Origin of the sequence: Fibrobacter sp. UBA3718 (assembly GCF_002371935.1) — a bacterium.
Lineage (GTDB): Bacteria > Fibrobacterota > Fibrobacteria > Fibrobacterales > Fibrobacteraceae > Fibrobacter.
In genome coordinates this window covers 105,539-123,623 of sequence record NZ_DFHR01000004.1, presented here as the reverse complement: position 1 = coordinate 123,623, position 18,085 = coordinate 105,539, and the positions used below count along the sequence as shown (strand labels likewise).

General features: G+C 56.0%; 18 protein-coding genes. 7 read left to right on the top strand and 11 right to left on the bottom strand.

Translation table 11 applies throughout. The features are described 5' to 3' along the window. Positions 1-77 precede the first annotated feature (77 nt). Complete coding sequence (locus tag B4A77_RS01220; RefSeq protein ID WP_290737552.1) at positions 78-1,145, top strand: glucokinase; 1,068 nt, start codon at positions 78-80, stop codon at positions 1,143-1,145. A gap of 11 nt (positions 1,146-1,156) precedes the next feature. Here the strand turns inward: B4A77_RS01220 and B4A77_RS01215 are convergent, their stop codons facing one another. From B4A77_RS01215 to B4A77_RS01200, 4 genes are all read right to left on the bottom strand, one after another. Continuing rightward, positions 1,157-3,178 carry a Gfo/Idh/MocA family oxidoreductase gene (locus B4A77_RS01215; protein ID WP_290737549.1) on the bottom strand — a complete coding sequence of 674 codons (2,022 nt, stop codon included), beginning with the start codon at positions 3,176-3,178 and terminating at the stop codon, positions 1,157-1,159. Positions 3,179-3,280: 102 nt separating this feature from the next. Next, positions 3,281-3,715 (bottom strand): D-aminoacyl-tRNA deacylase, encoded by a 435-nt coding sequence (gene dtd, locus B4A77_RS01210; protein ID WP_290737546.1) that lies wholly within the window; start codon positions 3,713-3,715, stop codon positions 3,281-3,283. 1 nt (position 3,716) lies between these two features. After that, on the bottom strand, positions 3,717-4,550 hold the full coding sequence (locus tag B4A77_RS01205) for a tRNA threonylcarbamoyladenosine dehydratase (protein ID WP_290737543.1): 834 nt from the start codon (positions 4,548-4,550) through the stop codon (positions 3,717-3,719). An 11-nt stretch (positions 4,551-4,561) separates the two neighbouring features. Next, a complete protein-coding gene (locus B4A77_RS01200; protein WP_290737540.1) occupies positions 4,562-5,800 on the bottom strand; it encodes an aminotransferase class V-fold PLP-dependent enzyme in 1,239 nt (412 codons plus the stop codon). Positions 5,801-5,915: 115 nt separating this feature from the next. On the opposite strand from B4A77_RS01200, the gene B4A77_RS01195 reads away from it, so the two are divergent. Both B4A77_RS01195 and epmA read left to right on the top strand, forming a co-directional pair. Beyond that, complete coding sequence (locus tag B4A77_RS01195; RefSeq protein ID WP_290725622.1) at positions 5,916-7,292, top strand: FISUMP domain-containing protein; 1,377 nt, start codon at positions 5,916-5,918, stop codon at positions 7,290-7,292. A 28-nt stretch (positions 7,293-7,320) separates the two neighbouring features. Then, positions 7,321-8,277, top strand: a complete 957-nt coding sequence (gene epmA, locus B4A77_RS01190; protein ID WP_290737537.1) for an EF-P lysine aminoacylase EpmA — start codon at positions 7,321-7,323, stop codon at positions 8,275-8,277. Between the two features lie 6 nt (positions 8,278-8,283). Here the strand turns inward: epmA and B4A77_RS01185 are convergent, their stop codons facing one another. Further along, entirely contained in the window at positions 8,284-8,799 is a 516-nt protein-coding gene (locus tag B4A77_RS01185) for a TlpA family protein disulfide reductase (protein WP_290737533.1), read from the bottom strand. Between the two features lie 53 nt (positions 8,800-8,852). On the opposite strand from B4A77_RS01185, the gene B4A77_RS01180 reads away from it, so the two are divergent. Continuing rightward, entirely contained in the window at positions 8,853-9,920 is a 1,068-nt protein-coding gene (locus tag B4A77_RS01180) for a type IV pilus twitching motility protein PilT (protein ID WP_173381012.1), read from the top strand. Between the two features lie 3 nt (positions 9,921-9,923). Continuing rightward, positions 9,924-11,126, top strand: a complete 1,203-nt coding sequence (locus B4A77_RS01175; protein WP_173381011.1) for a type II secretion system F family protein — start codon at positions 9,924-9,926, stop codon at positions 11,124-11,126. A 216-nt stretch (positions 11,127-11,342) separates the two neighbouring features. Here B4A77_RS01175 and pflA read toward each other — a convergent pair whose 3' ends face one another. From pflA to B4A77_RS01160, 3 genes are read right to left on the bottom strand one after another with little or no spacing between them, the layout of a single operon-like run. Further along, the gene (pflA, locus tag B4A77_RS01170; RefSeq protein WP_290737530.1) at positions 11,343-12,101 is read right to left on the bottom strand and encodes a pyruvate formate-lyase-activating protein; all 759 of its coding nucleotides are present in this window, start codon (positions 12,099-12,101) and stop codon (positions 11,343-11,345) included. Positions 12,102-12,137: 36 nt separating this feature from the next. Continuing rightward, positions 12,138-13,211 carry a glycoside hydrolase family 5 protein gene (locus tag B4A77_RS01165; protein WP_290737527.1) on the bottom strand — a complete coding sequence of 358 codons (1,074 nt, stop codon included), beginning with the start codon at positions 13,209-13,211 and terminating at the stop codon, positions 12,138-12,140. A 26-nt stretch (positions 13,212-13,237) separates the two neighbouring features. Further along, on the bottom strand, positions 13,238-13,525 hold the full coding sequence (locus B4A77_RS01160) for a hypothetical protein (RefSeq protein ID WP_290729346.1): 288 nt from the start codon (positions 13,523-13,525) through the stop codon (positions 13,238-13,240). Between the two features lie 82 nt (positions 13,526-13,607). On the opposite strand from B4A77_RS01160, the gene B4A77_RS01155 reads away from it, so the two are divergent. Both B4A77_RS01155 and B4A77_RS01150 read left to right on the top strand, forming a co-directional pair. After that, entirely contained in the window at positions 13,608-14,426 is an 819-nt protein-coding gene (locus B4A77_RS01155; protein WP_290729343.1) for a menaquinone biosynthetic enzyme MqnA/MqnD family protein, read from the top strand. Between the two features lie 99 nt (positions 14,427-14,525). Further along, positions 14,526-15,386: a GGDEF domain-containing response regulator gene (locus B4A77_RS01150; RefSeq protein ID WP_290737524.1), complete on the top strand. Its 861-nt coding sequence runs from the start codon at positions 14,526-14,528 to the stop codon at positions 15,384-15,386. On the opposite strand, the gene B4A77_RS01145 is transcribed toward B4A77_RS01150, so the two are convergent. Genes B4A77_RS01145 through B4A77_RS01135 form a run of 3 tightly spaced genes read right to left on the bottom strand, consistent with a single transcriptional unit; the run spans position 15,387 to position 18,074 of the window. After that, positions 15,387-16,025: a bifunctional 4-hydroxy-2-oxoglutarate aldolase/2-dehydro-3-deoxy-phosphogluconate aldolase gene (locus B4A77_RS01145; protein WP_290737521.1), complete on the bottom strand. Its 639-nt coding sequence runs from the start codon at positions 16,023-16,025 to the stop codon at positions 15,387-15,389. 40 nt (positions 16,026-16,065) lie between these two features. Beyond that, positions 16,066-17,271: an ABC transporter permease gene (locus B4A77_RS01140; protein WP_173381004.1), complete on the bottom strand. Its 1,206-nt coding sequence runs from the start codon at positions 17,269-17,271 to the stop codon at positions 16,066-16,068. Positions 17,272-17,315: 44 nt separating this feature from the next. Beyond that, on the bottom strand, positions 17,316-18,074 hold the full coding sequence (locus B4A77_RS01135; protein WP_290729335.1) for an ABC transporter ATP-binding protein: 759 nt from the start codon (positions 18,072-18,074) through the stop codon (positions 17,316-17,318). Between the last annotated feature and the right edge of the window lie 11 nt (positions 18,075-18,085).

The window sequence follows — 18,085 nt, the reverse complement described above, 5'->3', positions numbered from 1 at the left end:
TACCTAAAATGTTGGATTCGTCGGTTTAGCGCTGCCGTTTTTCCTATATTCATTCCGTAATTACCGGAGTTTTTATTATGGAAATCAAATGGCTTAATCCCGATGCAAAGTTTGACCGCCTCGTTCTTGCAGGCGATATTGGCGGCACCAACACGAACCTTGGCCTTGTGGGCTACAAGGATGGCAAGTTCACGCTGATTCTCGAGACGGTGTGCCCCTCCAAGGATATCGATGGGCTCGACGCTCCTATCCGCGAGACGCTCAAGCTTGCCGCGGAAAGCCGTGCTGACCTCAAGCCGAGCCACGTGTGCATCAGTGCCGCGGGTCCGGTGGCGAACAACAAGTGCGTCATGACGAACCTCCCGTGGAGCGTGGATGGCGATGCCCTCACTGCGGCGACGGGCATCCCGACGCTTGTCATCAACGACTTCATGGCCATCAGCTACGGTATCCCGACCTTGGACGTGGACGACCCCAAGCAGATTTTCAAGCTCACGCATACCGACGGCAGTGAACCCGCCCCGCAGAAGGCGACCAAGGCGGTTATCGGCCCGGGTACTGGCATGGGTGTCGGCTTCTTGGCCTTTGACGGCGAGAAGTACATCCCCGCTTCTTCGGAAGGCGGGCATTCTACCTTCGCCCCCTTCGACAAGGATTCGCAGGAATTCCACGACTACATGGAAAAGAAGATTGGCACCGTGCCTGGCGTGGAACCGCTCGTCTCGGGCATGGGGCTCCGTAACATGTACGAATGGTGGAAGGAAACCCGCGGCGTTCCCGATAACGAGGCCTTCAAGAAGATTGAAGAAACGGAACCCAACGATCGCCCGAAGTACATCAGCCGCGCGAGCGACACCGACCCGGTGGCCGCCGAGATGATGCGCTTGTTCGTGAAGATGCTCGCCCGCTTCGCAAGCGACGCTTCTACGCTGTTCCTGCCCCTGGGTGGCCTCTACCTGGCCGGCGGTACGGTGCAGAAGGACCTGCGCTGGCTCGAGCGCGACAACCTGTTCATGAAGTATTTCGAGAAAAACTACAACCCGAACATCCGTCCGCTCTTGAACAAGATTCCGGTGTACATCATCAAGGATTACAGCATCAGCCTGTACGGCGCCGCGAACGCGAGCCTCAACTTGCAGAAGTAATCTGCGGGCGTCTATTTTTTCTCGTAGCGCACGTAGGCGAAACTGCGGCTATCGGGGGACCATGAATTCACGTTGATGGTTCCCTGGCCGCCGAACAGCTGCAGAACCGTGCGGGGCTCACTCCAGCCTGTTTCGTCACACCCTGTCATCAGGCGGATTTCCACGTTCTTGTTGGGAACGTGCTCGCCGGGGCGTACGTCGCGCTCGTGGTAGGCGAGCATCACGACTTTTGTACGGTCGGGCGAAATGTGCGGAAACCAGGTGTTCAAGTGTGCGTCGAATGTCATCTGCGTCTGCTCGGAACCGTCGGCCTTCATGCGCCAGGCCTGCATGCGGCCGCTGCGCACTGAATTGAACCAGATGTATTCACCGTCGCAGTCATATTCGGGGCCGTCGTTCAGTCCGAATGCGGTTGTGAGCTGCGTCTCGTTCCCGCCTGCAGCAGGAATCGTGTAGATGTCGTATTCTCCGTTGCGTTCGGCGCAGTAGGCGAGCATCTTGCCATCGGCGGTAACGCCGTGCAGGTAGCTCGGGGCAAGCGGAGTCACGAGTTCCGGCATGCGTCCGTCGAAGAAAATCTTGTAGATGCGCGAAAGCCCGTCTTCCTTGGTGTGGTGGCTCACATAGAGCCCCTCGCCGTCGGGAGAGAGAACGTGGTCGTTGTTGCAGTTGTTGACAAAGTAACTCGGGACTTCCGTCACCTTGCCGCTTTCGATTTCAATCTTGTAGATGCGGCCTTCGCTGTTGAACGTGAGGAACCTGCCGTCGGCGCTCCAGTTGGGCGCTTCGATGACCTTGTCGAATTCCTTGAGCAGTCTAGATTCGCCGGTCTCGACGTCAAAAATTTCGAGGAAGGACTTGTCGCCGCTGCGATCCCAGACTTCGCCCGGACTGAGCTCGAACGGGTAGCTTACTCCCCATGCGGCACGGAGGTTATCCATCTGCGTCATCATCTGCATGGTCTTGGCGTGCGGCATCTCGGGACATTCCTTGAGTCCCTTCTCGAGGGCCGCCTTGCAGCCCAGTACTTCGTATTCGTAGCAGTTTTCGATGCGGGGCGGCTTTACCGATTCCACGAGCGTCCCGGCGACATCGAACAGCTGGATTTCTTCCATGTCATTGAGGTTCTGCACGCGGATAAAGCCTTCGGAACCGTAAATGACGCCCTCGTTCTTGAGAGGGGCCACCATCGAGGTCTTGAGGTGTGCGACTTGCCCGCCCGCATATACGAGGTCAATCCAGTCGGTCGCATCCACGCCCGTATGGAACTTGACGCACTTCGTCTTCGTCTCTACGATGTGGTTTGCAACGTATTCCCCACCCGGTGTCATCCCCGCGCGTTCCTCGTCCGATGTCATCCCCGCACGTTCCTCGTCCGATGTCATCCCCGCACGTTCCTCGCCCGATGTCATCCCCGCGGAGGCGGGGATCCCCTTGCAAATTTTCGGGTCAGTCAAGAAAATATCCGCAAACGTGAGGCTATAAATGCCCAGGTCCAGCAGTGCACCGCCCGCAAGTTCGGGCTTGTGCAGGCGCCCGATATGCGAAAGCGGCATCGAGAAGTCGGCCTCCACGCTTTCGACCTTGCCGATCTTCCCTGCCAGAATCCAGTCCTTTACCATCTGCACCGCAGGCAGGAATCGCGTCCACATGGCCTCGCATATAAATACGCCTTTCTCTTCGGCAAGGGCTAGTACTTCCGATGCCATTAGCGCATTCGCGGTAAAGGCCTTCTCCACGAGCAGGTTCCTGCCATGTTCCAGACAAAGCAGAATGTTGCTGTAGTGCTCTGAATGCGGGGTCGCAATATAAATCAAATCCACGGCAGGGTCACGCGCCAGTTCCTCGTAACTGCCGTAGGCGCGGACGAATCCGTAATCGTCGGCGAATTTTTTCGCCTTGTCAAGCGTGCGTGACGCTACCGCGTAACATTCTACGCCCATGCCGTTCTTTTCAAGTGTCTTGACCGCAGTGGCCATCTTCGTGGCGATATGGCCACATCCGAGAATTGCAAATTTTATAACCGTTTTCATTGTTATACTAATATAAACTTATTTCTGAAAATAAAACACCGCTTGCGACCATATAAATGGACTCACGTGTAAACGCCATTTTTGGGGATTGTGTAGGGGCTTTTATTCCAACATTATCGTGAAGGGGCCGTCGTTGGTGAGGCTCACCTGCATGTCGGCGCCGAATTTCCCTGTCTGCACGACGGGAATTTCCTTTTTGCATTCCGCAATGATGTATTCGTAGAGCTCGTTTGCAAGTGCCGGGTTGCCGGCGCCGTTGAACGTGGGACGGTTGCCCTTGTTGCAGTTCGCGTACAGCGTAAACTGCGATACAAGCAGGAGTTCGCCGCCTACGTCCTTGATGGAAAGATTCGTCTTGCCGTTTTCGTCGGCAAAGATGCGCAGCGCAAGCATCTTGCGGATGAGCCTGTCGGCGATTTCGCGCGTGTCGTCTTCGCCCACGCCGATGAGAATCATGTAGCCCTTGCCGATCTTGCCGACGGTTTCGCCCGCAATATCCACCTGGGCGTTCAATACTCGCTGAATTAGGAATTTCATGTTACTCCGCGCTGGCTAAGGCCTTCTTGTAGATGTCCTGCATCACGAGGCCCGCAATCATGAATCCAAAAATAGCAGTGGAGTGTGCCATGGTGCCATTGATTTGCGCCTTGCTGCTGCACCATTCGTGATCGACTAGGTTTGCATTCTGGAGTTCGGCTTCGCTTCTTTCGTGGCGCACCTTGGGGCACATGCAGGCGTCCGTTCCGCAAGAGGAATTCTTGCCGCGGTTTTTCAGGAGTTCGTCGCTGTAGACGCATAGCACTTTTTTCTTGAGAGCCATTTTCTTTTTCTTGAACTTGTCGCGCAGGGCGCGGGCGAGCGGGCATCCGGCGACTTTCCAGAATTCGGCGACCTTGATTCGTGTGGGGTCCATCTTGAGGGCCGCTCCCATCGAAGAGAATACGGTTGCCTTTGTGCGCGTGGCGTGCCACAATAGCTGCATCTTGTTTTCGAGGCTGTCGATGGCATCGATGATGTAGTCGAAGGTGTCTAGCTGGAACTTCTCGGTATTCGCTTCTTCGTAGATGTCTTGGAGTGCTATGATGTTGGCGTGCGGGTTGATTTCGAGTAGGCGATTTTTCAGCACGTCCACCTTGACTTGCCCCACGGTTTTCGTGGTGGCCATCAGTTGGCGGTTCACGTTGGTGACGCACACGCGGTCTGAATCAACGAGTACGAGTTCCTTGATGCCGGAACGCACCAGGCTTTCGGCGCACCAGCTGCCGACTCCGCCGAGACCGAAGATGATGACGCGCTTCTGGTAGATGTTGCCCATCACATCGTCCCCGAGTAGGAGCGATGTGCGGTTAAAGATGCCTTTCTCGATTCCCATACGAGTCCCGGTTAGCCGAAGAGTCGGAGAACGCGCTTGATGCCTGCGATAAAGCGGTCGATGTCGCGCTTCAGGGTGTACGCACCGAAACTCAGACGAAGCGTGGCGTCGACACCGAAGCGGTCCATCACAGGTTGGGCACAATGGTGTCCGCTACGCACGGCAACATTTTCTTCGTCGAGAATCATGGCGGCGTCGCTGACGGCGATGCCGTCCAGCGTGATGCTGATGAGGGCGCCGCGTTCCTTCGGGTCCCCGAAAATCTTCACCTGCGGAATCTGCGCAAGCTGTTCCAGCGCGTAGTTCGTAATTTCTTCTTCGTGCTTGCGGATGTTCTCGATGCCGACTTCATTAATCCATTCGATGGCCTTGCCGAGGCCAATGACTTCGGCGATCATGGGCGTGCCAGCCTCGAAGCGGGCGGGAACGTCGGCGAACGTCGTCTTTTCGAAGGTCACGTTCTTGATCATTTCGCCACCGCCGTGCCAGGGGGGCATGCTGTCGAGAACATCGTACTTGCCGTAAAGTACGCCCACACCTGTCGGACCATACATCTTGTGTCCGCTGAAGGCGAGAAAGTCGCAGTCCAGCTTCTGCACGTCAATCTTGATGTGGCTGGAACTCTGGGCGGCGTCAATTAAAACTTTCGCTTGGGGTGCGGCGGCGCGAACGGTCGCGATAATTTCTGCAATCGGGTTCACGGTGCCCACGGAATTGCTCACGTGGGCGACGGCCACCATCTTGGTTCGCGCATTCAACAACCCGGGAAGTGCTGCCAAATCCAAATCGCCGTTGTCCAAAACGGGAATCACCTTGATCTTGGCGCCCTTCATTTCGGCAACGAGCTGCCAGCTCACGATGTTGGCGTGATGCTCCAGACCGCTAATCAGAATCTCGTCGCCCGCCTCGAAGAACTTGCGGCCGTAACTCCACGCCACCAGATTGATGCTTTCGGTGGTGCCGCGGGTGAACACGATTTCGTCTTCCGTTTTCGCGTTAATAAATTTTGCGACATTCTTGCGCGTTGCTTCGAACGCTTCGGTGGTGCGGGCGCTCAGACGGTACACACCGCGCTTCACGGAACTGTAGTGTTCGCGGTAAAAGTCGTCCATCGCGTCGATGACGCACGCAGGCTTTTGCGTGGTGGCCGTGCTATCCAAAAAGGCCAGGGGCTTTGCATCTTTATCGCCTGCGACAAGCATCGGAAATTCGCTACGGATTTTTTCGGCATTAAAATTTGCATCAATCATGCGCCCAAATGTAGAAAAGTTCGGCTCTTCGGCGCTTTTTTTAGGGGTGGACTCGGTTGCGAAAGGTTGATTTGCTATATTGGAACGAAACGAAAGAGAGGACAGTATGAAAAATATGCGTAAGATATTGGCCCTTGCTGTGGCATCCGTTTTTGCGACGGGTGCGTTTGCCCAGGATGAATTGCATGCCGCCATCGATGCCGGTGATTTGGCGACCGCCCAGAAAATGGTGAAAAAAGGCCAAGTCGAGGACGTGTACTGTGGAAAGCTCACTCCGAACGAGGCTGTCCAGGTCTACGAAAAAATTTTCAAGAAGAATCCCGACGAGTCTTTTGCCAACTGCCCGACTCAGTTTGCCTATGGTTACGGGACGCACACTTGCTCCAATCCGAATGCGATGGAAGCCTGTAACGAGGTCATCTCGCTCTTGCTCCTGGATGGCGAAAATGGAAACGCCAGGGCGATTGACCTGCTTGAAGCGGCTGTAAAAGCGGCTGTCAAGGTCAAGGCTTTTGCGAAGCCTATCAAGATGCTTGTCGATACGTCCCTCTGGGTCCCGTGCCCGAAGAAGGGCCGCGCCCGCAACGAATGCATGGAAGAATGTTTTGAACAGGCTCACAATACGCTCGATGCCGCACGCGAGGCCCTGTGCGAAACCAAGCCGGAACGCTTTGTTTCCGACACGACTATCAACGCTCCGCGTCCGTCTCCCTTGTTCGAAAAGCTCCGCAAGGGATTGCCGGAAGCCTTCTGGAAATCTCCGAAATCTGTAGCGGGCCGCTTTGCGACGATTATGCAGAATAGCGCAAAGGCGCTCTCGATTCCGGATACGGCTGTTATCGGTCTTGGTTACGTGAGCCGCTGGGTTGAAAGCCACAAGGCTGCAGGGACCCCGCTTCCTGGCAGCGAACTTTTCCGCTTCTGTGCGGTTTGGCCGTCCGAAGTGGAAACAATCCTTGCGACGAAGGGACATGGTTCCCGCTGCCCGGTGTTCGAAGAATTTGTAGACCCTCGCGACAATCAGAAATATAGGGTCAAGGATATTGGTGGAACCAAGTGGTTTGTCCAGAACCTGAATTTCGCCATGGAAGGCAGCTCTGTTTGCTATGAACGCGAGGAAGACAACTGCAAGGCCTATGGCAAGCTCTATACGCAGGGAGCCGCCAAGGTCGCTTGTCCCGAAGGTACCCATCTCTCGACGGAAGAAGACTGGAAGTCCCTCGAAGCGTTCGCTGGCGGCACGGACGTGGCTGCCGAGAAACTTCGCAGCAACGGTAGCGACGATTATGCGTTTACCGCACTGTTCGGCGGCTATGCCAACAAGAACATGAACTTCGTTATCCAGGGCGAAGGGGCCTACTTCTGGACCGAGAAGCAGCTTGCGGACGGCCGCGGCCTTGCGAAGTCGATGTTCAGCTCCGATAAGAACGTGACGTCGATGCCTGCCGACAAGGACTTCTGGCTTTCCGTGCGTTGCGTGATGAATAAATGATGATTGATGGATGATGAAGGAGCTCGCCATGTCCTTCGCTCCTACTTGCAATCGTGATTCCTGGATAAGGCGCCAAGCCTTGATGGGCAAGGTGCGCGCCTTCTTTGAAAGCCGCGGCGTGCTTGAAGTCGAGACTCCCGTGCTCTCGAATGCGGGCGGTACCGACCCCCAGCTCGATTATTTCGAGGTGAACGGTCGGCCGGCGCGCTTCCTCATGACGAGTCCCGAATTCCACATGAAGCGCCTGCTGGCATCCGGTTTCGGGGACATATTCCAGATAACCAAGTCCTTCCGCAAAGATGAATTCGGAAGCCACCACAACAACGAGTTCAGCATGGTGGAGTGGTATCGCGTCGGCATGCCGCAGGAGAAACTGATGGACGAGGTGGAAGCGCTCGTGTCCGAAATAGTCGGAAGCCCTGTCAAGGCCCATCGCACTCGCTGGATAGACGCGTTCAAGAATTATGCGGGAGTGGACCCGTTCTGCGAGGATTTGGACAACTTTGTTGGAGCGTGCGAATCCGGCGGCGTGCCCGTTCCCGAAGGCCCGGAACGGATGGCCCGCGAAGACTGGTGGGATTACCTGATGGTTTTCTTGGTGGAACCTGCCCTTGCGAAAAACGGCCCCGAATTCATCCTCGACTACCCGCAGTCGCAGGCCGCGCTTGCGCAGACGTTTGTCGGGGAAGATGGCCACACCTGGGCGCGCCGTTTCGAACTCTTCATGGATAACGTGGAACTCTGCAACGGCTATACGGAACTTACCGATGCTGCCGAACAGCGTCGACGTTTTGAGTCGGATCTCGACATCCGCCGCCAGATGGGGAAACCGCTTCCGCCTGTCGATGAAAATTTCTTGTCCGCCCTGGAATCCGGGATGCCGGCCTGCTCGGGCGTGGCGCTCGGGCTTGACCGCTTGTTTATGCTTGCCCTCGGCAAAAAAGAAATCAAGGATGTGATCCTGTTCCCGAGCCCGATTGCCTGATGCGTCTTATTTGACAAGCGCCTTTATCGCGCGCCTCATGCGGTGTTCTTCGATGATTCCCGCTTCGATGTAGTCGATGCCGCCTTTTTCATCCAGAAGGTAGCTTACCGGGATGACCCGCGGGTTGCCGAGCATGTTCATGAGGTCGTAGTTCCAGTGCACCATGACCCATGGCATGTCGTACTTCTTCTTGAACCGTGAGGCGATTTTTACGTTGTCGTCTTCGTTTACCATGAGGATGCGGAAACCGTCGTCGAAAAATTCGTCGTGCAGTTTTTTCAGCGTCGGCAGCTCGGCGATGCATGCGGGGCACCAGCTAGCGCTGAGCACGATGAGTGTCGCCTTGCCCTTTTCTGCCTGGAACGTGGTTTTCCCGCCGTCGATGCTGATTGCGTCGAAGTTCTCGATTGAATCGGGCATCTGCTGGAAAGGCTTCGCGTTTTCCCTGTAGGCAAGGAAAATGGCGCACAAAATGGCGATCAAGGCCAGAATTCCGACAGTTTTATAGGATTTAATCTGCATATCCATAAAGAATTTATTTTTTTTTCGCGCTGTTTTAAGTTATATTCTTTGATATGGCGTATAATATTCAAGATCTTCTTTCTGAAATGGTTAAACGCGGGGCTTCTGACTTGCACATAACCGCAGGTTCCCCTCCGCTCGTCCGTCTTTCCGGCAAGCTTACCCCCATCGGCGAGGACAAGCTGAAACCGGACGAGACCATGCGCATGACGTATAGCCTGATGAACGAACTCCAGAAGAAGTCGTTCGAACAGAACAAGGAATGCGACTTCTCTTTCGGTATCGCGAACCTCGCGCGTTTCCGTGCGAACGCTTACCTGCAGCGTGGTTGCGTGGCGCTTGCCCTCCGTATCATTCCGCTTGAAATCAAGACTTTCAAGGAACTCGGCCTCCCGAAGATCATGGCCGAATTCACGACCCGACCCTCCGGCCTCGTGCTGGTGACGGGTGCTACCGGTTCCGGTAAGTCGACAACGCTCGCTGCCATGATCGACAAGATCAACAAGGAACGTCACGACCATATCCTGACCGTAGAAGACCCGATCGAGTTCTTGCACAAGCACCAGGGATGCATGATCAACCAGCGCGAAGTCGGTAGCGATACGAACAGCTTTGCGATTGCCCTGAAGATGGCCCTCCGTCAGGACCCGGACGTGGTGCTCATCGGCGAAATGCGCGATAACGAGACCATGCGCTGCGCCTTGACGATTGCAGAAACCGGTCACTTGGCCTTTGCGACCTTGCATACCAACTCCTGCGTGCAGACGATTAACCGTATCATCGACGCCTTCCCGAAGGGTGAACAGCAGACCGTGCGTACGCAGCTCTCGTTCGTGCTCCAGGGCGTGATATGCCAGACGCTTATCCCGAAAATTGGCGGCGGCCGCGTGATGGCCTACGAAGTCATGAACGTGACTCCGGGTATCCGTGCGCTTATTCGCGACGACAAGGTGCACCAGATTGAATCCATGATCGAAATTGGCCAGAAGTTCGGCATGAATACGATGAACATGTGCCTTTGCGAACTGGTGAAAAACCGCAAGGTCGACCGTTTCGAGGCGCTCGCCCGTTCTCCGAGCCCGGACCAGCTGGAACAGTTGTTCGTGAAGGAAGGAGTCTAACTTATGGCAGAATTCCTGTACAAGGCGCAAAACGCACAGGGCAACAACTTTGAGGGAACTCTCGAAGCGAAGGACAAGGCCGAGGCCGAAGCGCTCCTCATGCGCCGCCGTCTCACGATTGTGAAGCTGAAGAAAAAGCCGATGGAAATCAAGATTAACATCGGCAACGGCATCAAGCACGAGGACTTGACCCGCTTTACGCGTATGTTCTCTTCCATGTGCTCTGCCGGTCTTCCGATGCTGCAGTGCTTGAACATTCTGGAAGAGCAGTGCGAGAACCCCGCATTGAAGGATGTGATTCACAAGGTGACCCAGTCCATCAACGGCGGTTCGTCCTTGGCCGATGCCTTGGCTCAGCACCCGAAGGTGTTCGACTCCCTCTACTGCAACATGGTGGCGGCTGGCGAAGCGGGCGGTATCCTTGAAGGGATTCTTGCGCGTCTGGCCGAGACGATGGAAAACAGTATGCGACTGAAGCGCAAGGTGAAGAAGGCGCTTACTTACCCGGTGATGGTTATCATCGTGGGTATCGTCGTGGTGATCGCGCTTATGACTTTCGTGGTGCCGACGTTTGCCGAACAGTTCGCTGCCTTGGATGCCGAACTCCCTGCCCCGACGCAGGTCGTGATGAACATTTCCGACTTCTTGCTCAACAATGGTGGCTTCCTCTTCCTCGGGCTCATCGCACTGATTATCGGCTGGAAACTCGTGATGAAGATTCCTGCTGCGCAGTTCGCATTTGACAAGTTCCTTTTGAAGGTCCCGAAGATAGGTGACTTGCAGATAAAGTCGTCTACGGCGAGTTTCTCCAGAACGCTCGGTACGCTTTTGAATGCGGGTGTGAGCGTGATGGATGCCTTGAAGGTGGTTGCGTCCACGGCTGGCAACAAGGTCGTCGAAAAGGCAATCGGAAGGATTTCGATAGGTATCGCCGGCGGTAAGAGCATCGCGGACCCGATGGCCGAAGTGGGCATTTTCCCTCCCATGGTGATCCAGATGACTGGCGTGGGCGAGAAGACCGGTAACCTGGGCGGCATGCTTTTGAAGCTAGCTGACTTCTATGACGAAGAAGTGGACGCCGCAGTGGATGCCGTCGTGAGCATGATCGAACCCTTGATTATCGTGTTCCTCGGTGGCGCGGTCGGCGGATTGCTCATTGCTATGTATATGCCGATGTTTAGCATGGGCGACGCGATTAAAGGCTAAAAGGCGTCGCATTACTGCGTTGCAGGGCTCCTTACGTACGACTAGGTACGCTACGTCGCCCTGTGCCTTGTCCTGCTAGCCTTTTAGCCTTTACTCAAAAAAAGGTCGTGGCCTCGTCTTACTTGTTTCTTACCCCTTGCTGAATACTGCGTCTTGTCTCACTCGTTTTTCTGCAAAATTTTGTTTGAGTCGTCACCCTCGCAAAGGCGAGGACCTTTATTTTTTCCAACCGGTGTATTTTGCGGTTTCGAGGAGGGCGTTGGCGTTGGCGACTCGCTCGGCGGAGGGCGACTGAGTGTCCTTGAGTGCATAGTCGATGCCGAGTTCGGCGTATTTGCCCAGTGCCAATGCATGGTAGGGTAGCACGTCGATGCGTTCCACGTTATGGAGCGTGTCAATGAATTTGCGGGTGCGGGTCAATGCGCCGTCGTCGTCGCTGATGCCGGGTACAAGCACGTGTCTTATCCAGATGGGCTTGTGGATTTCGTCCAGGTAGCGGAAAAAGTCGATGATGTTTTCATTCCCGTGCCCGGTGAGTTCTTTATGGACAACGTTGTCTATGTGCTTGATATCTACGAGCAGAAGGTCGGTCGCCTTCATCAGCCGCTCGATTTTTGCGAATGTTTCACCGGAGCGCCTAAACGTGACTCCGCTCGTGTCGATGCATGTGTGGATTCCGGACGCTTTCGCAAGCTCGAAGAACTCCACCATGAAATCAAGTTGCGCGAGCGGTTCGCCGCCGCTGACGGTAATGCCGCCGTCCTTGCCCCAGTATGTCCTGTAGCGGAGCGCTTTTTCGAGTAGCTCCCGGGCGGTCATTTCGATGGCGCCGTTTACTTTGCCGAAGCCCCACGTTTCGGGGTTGTGGCAGAACTTGCAGCGCATCGGGCAACCCTGCAAGAACACAACGAAGCGGATGCCCGGCCCGTCGACCGAGCCGAACGATTCCAGCTTGTTGATGAATCCTGTTGCCATGCGGGTTGCCTTCGTCTGCAGTTCGATCGGCCGGAACTAGCCCTTCGCGAGCATGTCCATCAGTTCGCGGTCGAGCCTTTCGGGGTTGTTGTACTGCTCGAGGCTCTCGTGCAGCGATTCGCCCTTCGATACAAGCCCGAAGTCGAGGTTCTTGTAGTTCCAGTAGCTGAACCCCACGTCGGCTGCTCGCAGGATGTCGAGGAAGTCGCGCATCCATGCAATCTGGTACTGGCGCGGCACCTGCACGTACACGCCGAACTCGTTGCAGCTTACCGGCAGGTCGTATTTCGCGCGGAAGTCGAGCGCGTTCTGGATGCTTGCCTGGAGCCTTGCCTTGTCCCACTTGCCGTACTCCACGTTCAGGCGCGTTTCTGCATCTCCCGTCGGGGCGGCATAGTCGCCGGGCCACGGGCGTTCGATGTGGAAGAACGGGTCGCTGATCCATGCGGCGCCCTGGTGCGTGAATGTCACGGGCGTGTAGGTATGGAAACTGTAGATGGCGTTGTCGTCGTCGAGCGGGGTGAGGAACTCGAATTCCTTCGCGCTGTTCCATTTGTTGCTGCCCACGACGATCGTGTTTTTCGGGGCGTGCTTGCGGATAGCCCAGAAGAGTTCGTCCTTTACCTTGTCCCAAACCTTCGAGTCGCTGCCGGCAGGTTCGTTCAGAAGTTCCATCATCACGCGGGGCTCGCCGCTGTAGCGTTCGCCCATGAACGCCCAAATGTTGCAGGTGCGCTTGCGTGCGGCGGGGTCGGCGAAGAACGCCTGTTCCGTCGAGCAGCCCAGGTGGAAATCGTGGCCCGGACACTTGTGCAGGTCGAGAATGACGTCGAGGTCCGATTCCTGGATTTCCTTGAGCGCCTTGTCCAGAAGCCCGAAGACCTCCTCGTCGGGCGTGTCGTTCTCGCCTTTGAACAAGTTAAAGTAGTCCACGGGCAGTCGCACGTGGTTGAACCCCGCCTCGCGGATGCGCTTGAAATCGCTCTTGTCGAGGAAGGTTCTGATGTGCTGGACGACCCCGGGGAAACCGACGGGGTCTTTTTCCTGGATGCAGTCGACCTGACTGAACCAGCCACCCAAATTCACTCCGCGCAGTCTTTCCTTTTTCATGGTTTTGTCGTCCTATGAGTTGAGGGTTAGTTGATGATGTTCAAATCTTCGCTCGCGATGTTCAGCCCGAGGATGACTTCCATGTCTTCGGGAAGGTCGTAGAAATCGGCGACGAGGCCGACCTTCTTGTCTTCGTCCTTCTGGTTCTCGAACTGGACTACGTCGTAAATCTTCACCGGAATCTTGATATCCGGGGTAATCGGGATTTCAATGGTCATGCCTTTGCTGATGGGCCCCTCGAGAATCTTGCCTTTGAACACGATGCTTTTCTCGTCTGCACCCACAGATGTTTTCTTCACGCGAAATACAGCCATTATACCTTAGCCATCTCTTATTGTCGGTTGATTTGTATTTGCGGCCTTGCAGGAGGCCCCGCATAAAAGTTAATTTTTTTATATGCCCCTTCAGGTTGGACGAATCCCTTTTTTGGTATGTGCGCCGTTTTTCCATGAATTTCTCGGACGCGAAGATGAATGTGCCGGAGTGAAGTTCGTGGACGGCCCGCCGAGTGCCCATAGCGCGGGACTCAAGGAAGGGACGATCCATCTTTCTCCCGCATCGTCGATTACGTTTGCGCAGAAACCCGGGGCGTTCGTGCTTTCGCCGTCGCTTTGCACGTCGTGCTCCTTCGAGGTCCGCTCGGTCAAGCTCTTTTCGCATTTCCCGATAGAGGATCTCGGTGGCCGTAACGTCCGTCTTACGTCGCAGAGCAGGACCTCTGTCGCGCTCCTGCGGATTCTCCTCGAAATGCGCTATGGGGTTTCGCCGTTCTACTGCGAAGGCCTTTCGGCAGAGGCCTCGGACGATGCCTGCCTTTTGATTGGCGACCTCGCGCTCGAAGAGAACGCCCGCGGCCGTTTCCCCTACAGCTACGACCTCGGAACGCTCTGGCAGGAATGGCAGGGACTCCCGTTCGTGTTTGGCGCATGGGTCATCTCGAAGGCTGCGCTCGCGCCGCAGTTGAGACCGCTGCTCGAAAACTACCTGCGGCAGACGGAAGCGGGAATCGAGAGCTTCCGGGCCGATGTCTCGGGCGCGCTCGATCGCTGGCTTGCCAGGTACCCGGTCGACCTCCCGCGCGGGGTCCTGGAAGATTATTACAGGGTGCTCGACTACCGTTTTACCGACGAGCGCAAGGAATCGCTTTCCCTGTTTTTTGAACTCGCCGCCCGAAAGGGGATTGTCGAAAGCGCCCCGAAACTCGAATTCCTCTAGTTTTTGGGCGCGAAAGGGCCTCTTCTTGGCCAATCGGAGTTGTCGCAGTGGCGTTTGTCGGCTCAAGAATATAGATTAGGGGAAAAGGAGTCCAGGATTATGCTCGAAGAAAAGATTCTCATAGTGGATGACAGCGCGGAGACGCTCCAGCAGATGCAGGAGCTTTTGACGCAGGTGGGTTATAACGTGGCGACGTGCAACTCCGGCGAGGAGGCCCTGGATTACCTCGACAAGGAGAGGGTGGACCTTGTGCTGCTCGATATCAACATGCCGAATCTCAACGGCTACGAGGTGTGCCTGCGCATTCGCCAGCGCTATGCGCTCGACGACCTCCCCATCATCTTCCTCACGAGCCGGGAAGACAGCGATAGCATTACCAAGGGGTTCCATGCGGGTGCATCGGACTTTGTTTCCAAGACGTCGATTACCGATATCCTGCTTGCGCGCGTGAACGTGCATATCCGGCTTTCGCGTTCCCTGCGCTACCTGCGCGATATTTCCCTGACCGACGACTTGACGGGCGCCTACAACCGCCGCCACGGGATGTATTCCCTGCGCGAATGGTTCGCACGCAGCAAGCGCTATGGGACTCACTTCTCGCTGATCTATTTCGACCTGAACGGCTTGAAGCAGATTAACGACGACTATGGCCACCAGGCGGGCGACCTCTTGCTCCGTGCCGTGGTGAGCGCATGCAAGAAGCTCCTGCGCGAATCGGACATGCTGTTCCGCATGGGCGGAGATGAATTCATGGTACTTTGCCCCGATACCGACAAGCGCGGGGCCTTCATCTGCGCCGAACGTATGCAGGAGGCCGTGAAGGCGGTGACGATTGTGGACAAGAGCGCATCCTTTGCCTACGGTGTTGCACATTCCAGCGACGACTACCGCGAAATGGACGAAATGCTCCACAGCGCGGATTTCGCGATGTATGAATGCAAGAAGAAAATGCGGAAGTGACTAGTCGCGGTTGCTGGCGGCATCAAGCAGTTTTTTTAGCTTGTCTGCTATCGTGGCCCAGTCGCCTTGTTGCATCAGCTGGACATTGAAGATGCTGGCCCCGAACGATACGAGGTTGCTTCCCGCCTTGAAGTAATTTTGGACGTTATCCGCGTTTACTCCGCCGCATGCCATGAGCGGGATGTCGCGGAAGGGGCCGCGCAGCGCCTTGATGTATTCAGGCCCGCCGACGCAGTTTACGGGAAAAATCTTGACGGCGGAAGCACCGAGGTCGAATGCCTTTTGCACTTCGGTCGGCGTGAGCGCACCTGGAATGATGGGGACGCCCGCCGTGCACGAGAGGCGGATGATTTCGTTTCGGGTGTTGGGCGTGACGATGAATTCTGCTCCTGCGGCAAGCGCCTTCTCGAGGTCGCTCCCGTGCCGGACAGTGCCCGCTCCGACGGTGATGCCGTAGGGCTTTGCGCATGCCTTCAGCTTTGCGATGATGTCCGTGGCGCCTTCCGTGTTCATTGTCACTTCGATGGCCTTGAGCCCGCAGTTTGCGGCTGTCTTTGCACATGCCTCTTCGGCACCCTTGGGAATGTCGCGGAGAATGCCCACGACCGGCATCGGTTTTAAGAATTCAAGCAGGTCCATGCCCTAAATATACAAGAAAAAATGGAAAAAGGACAGGGGCCTATTCGAATCTCAAGGCTTCGATGGGGTCGAGCCTGCTCGCCTTCCTTGCAGGGTACCAGCCGAAGAATACCCCGGTGACAAAGCATACGCCGAAGCTCACGATGACGCTCGTGATGGAGACGCTCATGGGCATGTTGAAAAAGTTCTTCACGACTTCGGAGGCAGCGATGCCGAGCGCAATCCCGATGATGCCCCCCAGGAGGCTGATGATGACGGATTCGAACAGGAACTGGAACATGATGTCGCGGCCGCGCGCGCCGATTGCCATGCGTAACCCGATTTCCTTGGTGCGTTCGGTCACGGAAACATACATGATGTTCATGATCCCGATGCCGCCTACGAACAAGCTGATTCCCGCGATGATGGTGAGCACGAGCGAAATCAGGTCGGAGGTGCTCGTGATGGTCTGTATCATTTCCTCTTGCGTGAAGATTCGGAACGGGTCCGTGGGCCTGGTCCAGCCGCGGCGCTCTTTCAATATGCCCATGATTTCTTCGGTCGCCTTGTCGGCGTAGCCTTCGCCGATGGAGTTCGCGTAGATTTGCCGGATATTTGTTGTCGCCGAAAACCTTCGCATCACGGTCTGGTACGGAGTGAATATCACGTCGTCATTATCTTGTCCAAAATCGCCGGAGCCCTTTGATTTCAGGGTGCCGATGACCTTTAGCGGGATGCTCTTGTAGCGGATTGTCTTTCCGATGGGGTCCTCGTCGGGGAAGAGGTTCTTTACAACGGACTGCCCGATGACGCATACCTTTGCCATGCGGTCGGCCTCGTCGTCGAACATGACCCCGTCCTCGATTTCGTAGTTGCGTATCTTGAGGTAGTCTGCCGATACGCCGCTCAGGGTGGTGGGGGAGTTGTTGTTGCCTACAATCGCCTGCCCGCCGACCGTGACCATCGGGGACACCCCGTCGATGTAGGTCGCCTGCTCGCGGATGGCGATTAGGTCGGCTTCCTCGAGCATTTCGGAAGATTCCATCTGCACGCCGCCGCGCCTGTCACGGTTCGGCATGATGATGACGGCGTTCGAACCCATCGCTGTCATCTGTTCCTTGATGGAAATGCGCGAACCTTCGCCCATCGCGACCATGGTGATGACGGCCGCGACACCGATGACGATGCCGAGCACCGAGAGGAAGGTGCGCATGCGGTTGCGCAACAGTGCGCGGAGAGCGATTTTTGCTAAGGTAAGTGGGGCCATCGTCAATTATCCATTATCCATCATCCATCATCAATCATCCATCATCAATTATCAATCGTCTCCGGTGGCGGCAGGGCCTCGAAGGCGGCTTTCGCGTCCTGCACGTTCTCGTTGATTACGTCCTTCTTGATGAGTCCGTCACGGAGCGTGATGGTGCGCCCGCTGAAGGTTGCGATGTCGGGCTCGTGCGTTACGAAGGCGATGGTTTTCCCCTGGCGGTTGAGTTCCTGGAAAATCATCATGATTTCGTAGCTCGTGCGCGTGTCGAGGTTCCCGGTGGCCTCGTCGGCGAGGATGATGACCGGGTCGTTCACGAGTGCGCGCGCGATGGCGACACGCTGCTGTTGGCCGCCCGAAAGCTGGTTCGGCACATGGTTCATGCGTTCGGCAAGCCCGACCCTTTCCAGGGCCTCGATGGCGCGGCGCCTCCTTTCGGATGCGCTCACTCCCGAATTGTACAGGAGCGGCAGTTCCACGTTCTCGATGGCGGTCGTGCGGTTCAGCAGGTTGTAGCTCTGGAATACGAACCCGATTTTCTTGCTCCTTATGCGTGCGAGCGCGTCGCGCTTGAGCTTTTCGGTATGCTCGCCGTCCAGTATGTAGTGCCCGGAGGTGGGGCGGTCCATGCACCCGAGTATGTTGAGCATCGTCGACTTGCCCGATCCGCTGGTCCCCATGATGGTCACGAACTCGCCTGGATGTATATTAAAGTTTACACCGCGCAGCGCATGTACGGTCTCGTCGCCCATCTTGAAGTCGCGACGGATGTCCTGTATCGAAAGTATGGGGCTTTTTTCACTCATTTTCGTCATTT

Excerpts from the sequence above, each read along its gene's own strand:
- B4A77_RS01155 (WP_290729343.1), top strand. The coding sequence starts at position 13,608 with ATGCCCCTTCAGGTTGGACGAATCCCTTTTTTGGTATGTGCGCCGTTT.
- B4A77_RS01180 (WP_173381012.1), top strand. The coding sequence starts at position 8,853 with ATGGCGTATAATATTCAAGATCTTCTTTCTGAAATGGTTAAACGCGGG.
- B4A77_RS01185 (WP_290737533.1), bottom strand. The coding sequence starts at position 8,799 with ATGCAGATTAAATCCTATAAAACTGTCGGAATTCTGGCCTTGATCGCC.
- B4A77_RS01205 (WP_290737543.1), bottom strand. The coding sequence starts at position 4,550 with ATGGGAATCGAGAAAGGCATCTTTAACCGCACATCGCTCCTACTCGGG.
- dtd (WP_290737546.1), bottom strand. The coding sequence starts at position 3,715 with ATGAAATTCCTAATTCAGCGAGTATTGAACGCCCAGGTGGATATTGCG.
- B4A77_RS01200 (WP_290737540.1), bottom strand. The coding sequence starts at position 5,800 with ATGATTGATGCAAATTTTAATGCCGAAAAAATCCGTAGCGAATTTCCG.
- B4A77_RS01220 (WP_290737552.1), top strand. The coding sequence starts at position 78 with ATGGAAATCAAATGGCTTAATCCCGATGCAAAGTTTGACCGCCTCGTT.
- B4A77_RS01165 (WP_290737527.1), bottom strand. The coding sequence starts at position 13,211 with ATGAAAAAGGAAAGACTGCGCGGAGTGAATTTGGGTGGCTGGTTCAGT.
- pflA (WP_290737530.1), bottom strand. The coding sequence starts at position 12,101 with ATGGCAACAGGATTCATCAACAAGCTGGAATCGTTCGGCTCGGTCGAC.
- B4A77_RS01215 (WP_290737549.1), bottom strand. The coding sequence starts at position 3,178 with ATGAAAACGGTTATAAAATTTGCAATTCTCGGATGTGGCCATATCGCC.
- B4A77_RS01135 (WP_290729335.1), bottom strand. The coding sequence starts at position 18,074 with ATGAGTGAAAAAAGCCCCATACTTTCGATACAGGACATCCGTCGCGAC.
- B4A77_RS01140 (WP_173381004.1), bottom strand. The coding sequence starts at position 17,271 with ATGGCCCCACTTACCTTAGCAAAAATCGCTCTCCGCGCACTGTTGCGC.
- B4A77_RS01175 (WP_173381011.1), top strand. The coding sequence starts at position 9,924 with ATGGCAGAATTCCTGTACAAGGCGCAAAACGCACAGGGCAACAACTTT.
- B4A77_RS01195 (WP_290725622.1), top strand. The coding sequence starts at position 5,916 with ATGCGTAAGATATTGGCCCTTGCTGTGGCATCCGTTTTTGCGACGGGT.
- epmA (WP_290737537.1), top strand. The coding sequence starts at position 7,321 with ATGTCCTTCGCTCCTACTTGCAATCGTGATTCCTGGATAAGGCGCCAA.
- B4A77_RS01150 (WP_290737524.1), top strand. The coding sequence starts at position 14,526 with ATGCTCGAAGAAAAGATTCTCATAGTGGATGACAGCGCGGAGACGCTC.
- B4A77_RS01145 (WP_290737521.1), bottom strand. The coding sequence starts at position 16,025 with ATGGACCTGCTTGAATTCTTAAAACCGATGCCGGTCGTGGGCATTCTC.
- B4A77_RS01160 (WP_290729346.1), bottom strand. The coding sequence starts at position 13,525 with ATGGCTGTATTTCGCGTGAAGAAAACATCTGTGGGTGCAGACGAGAAA.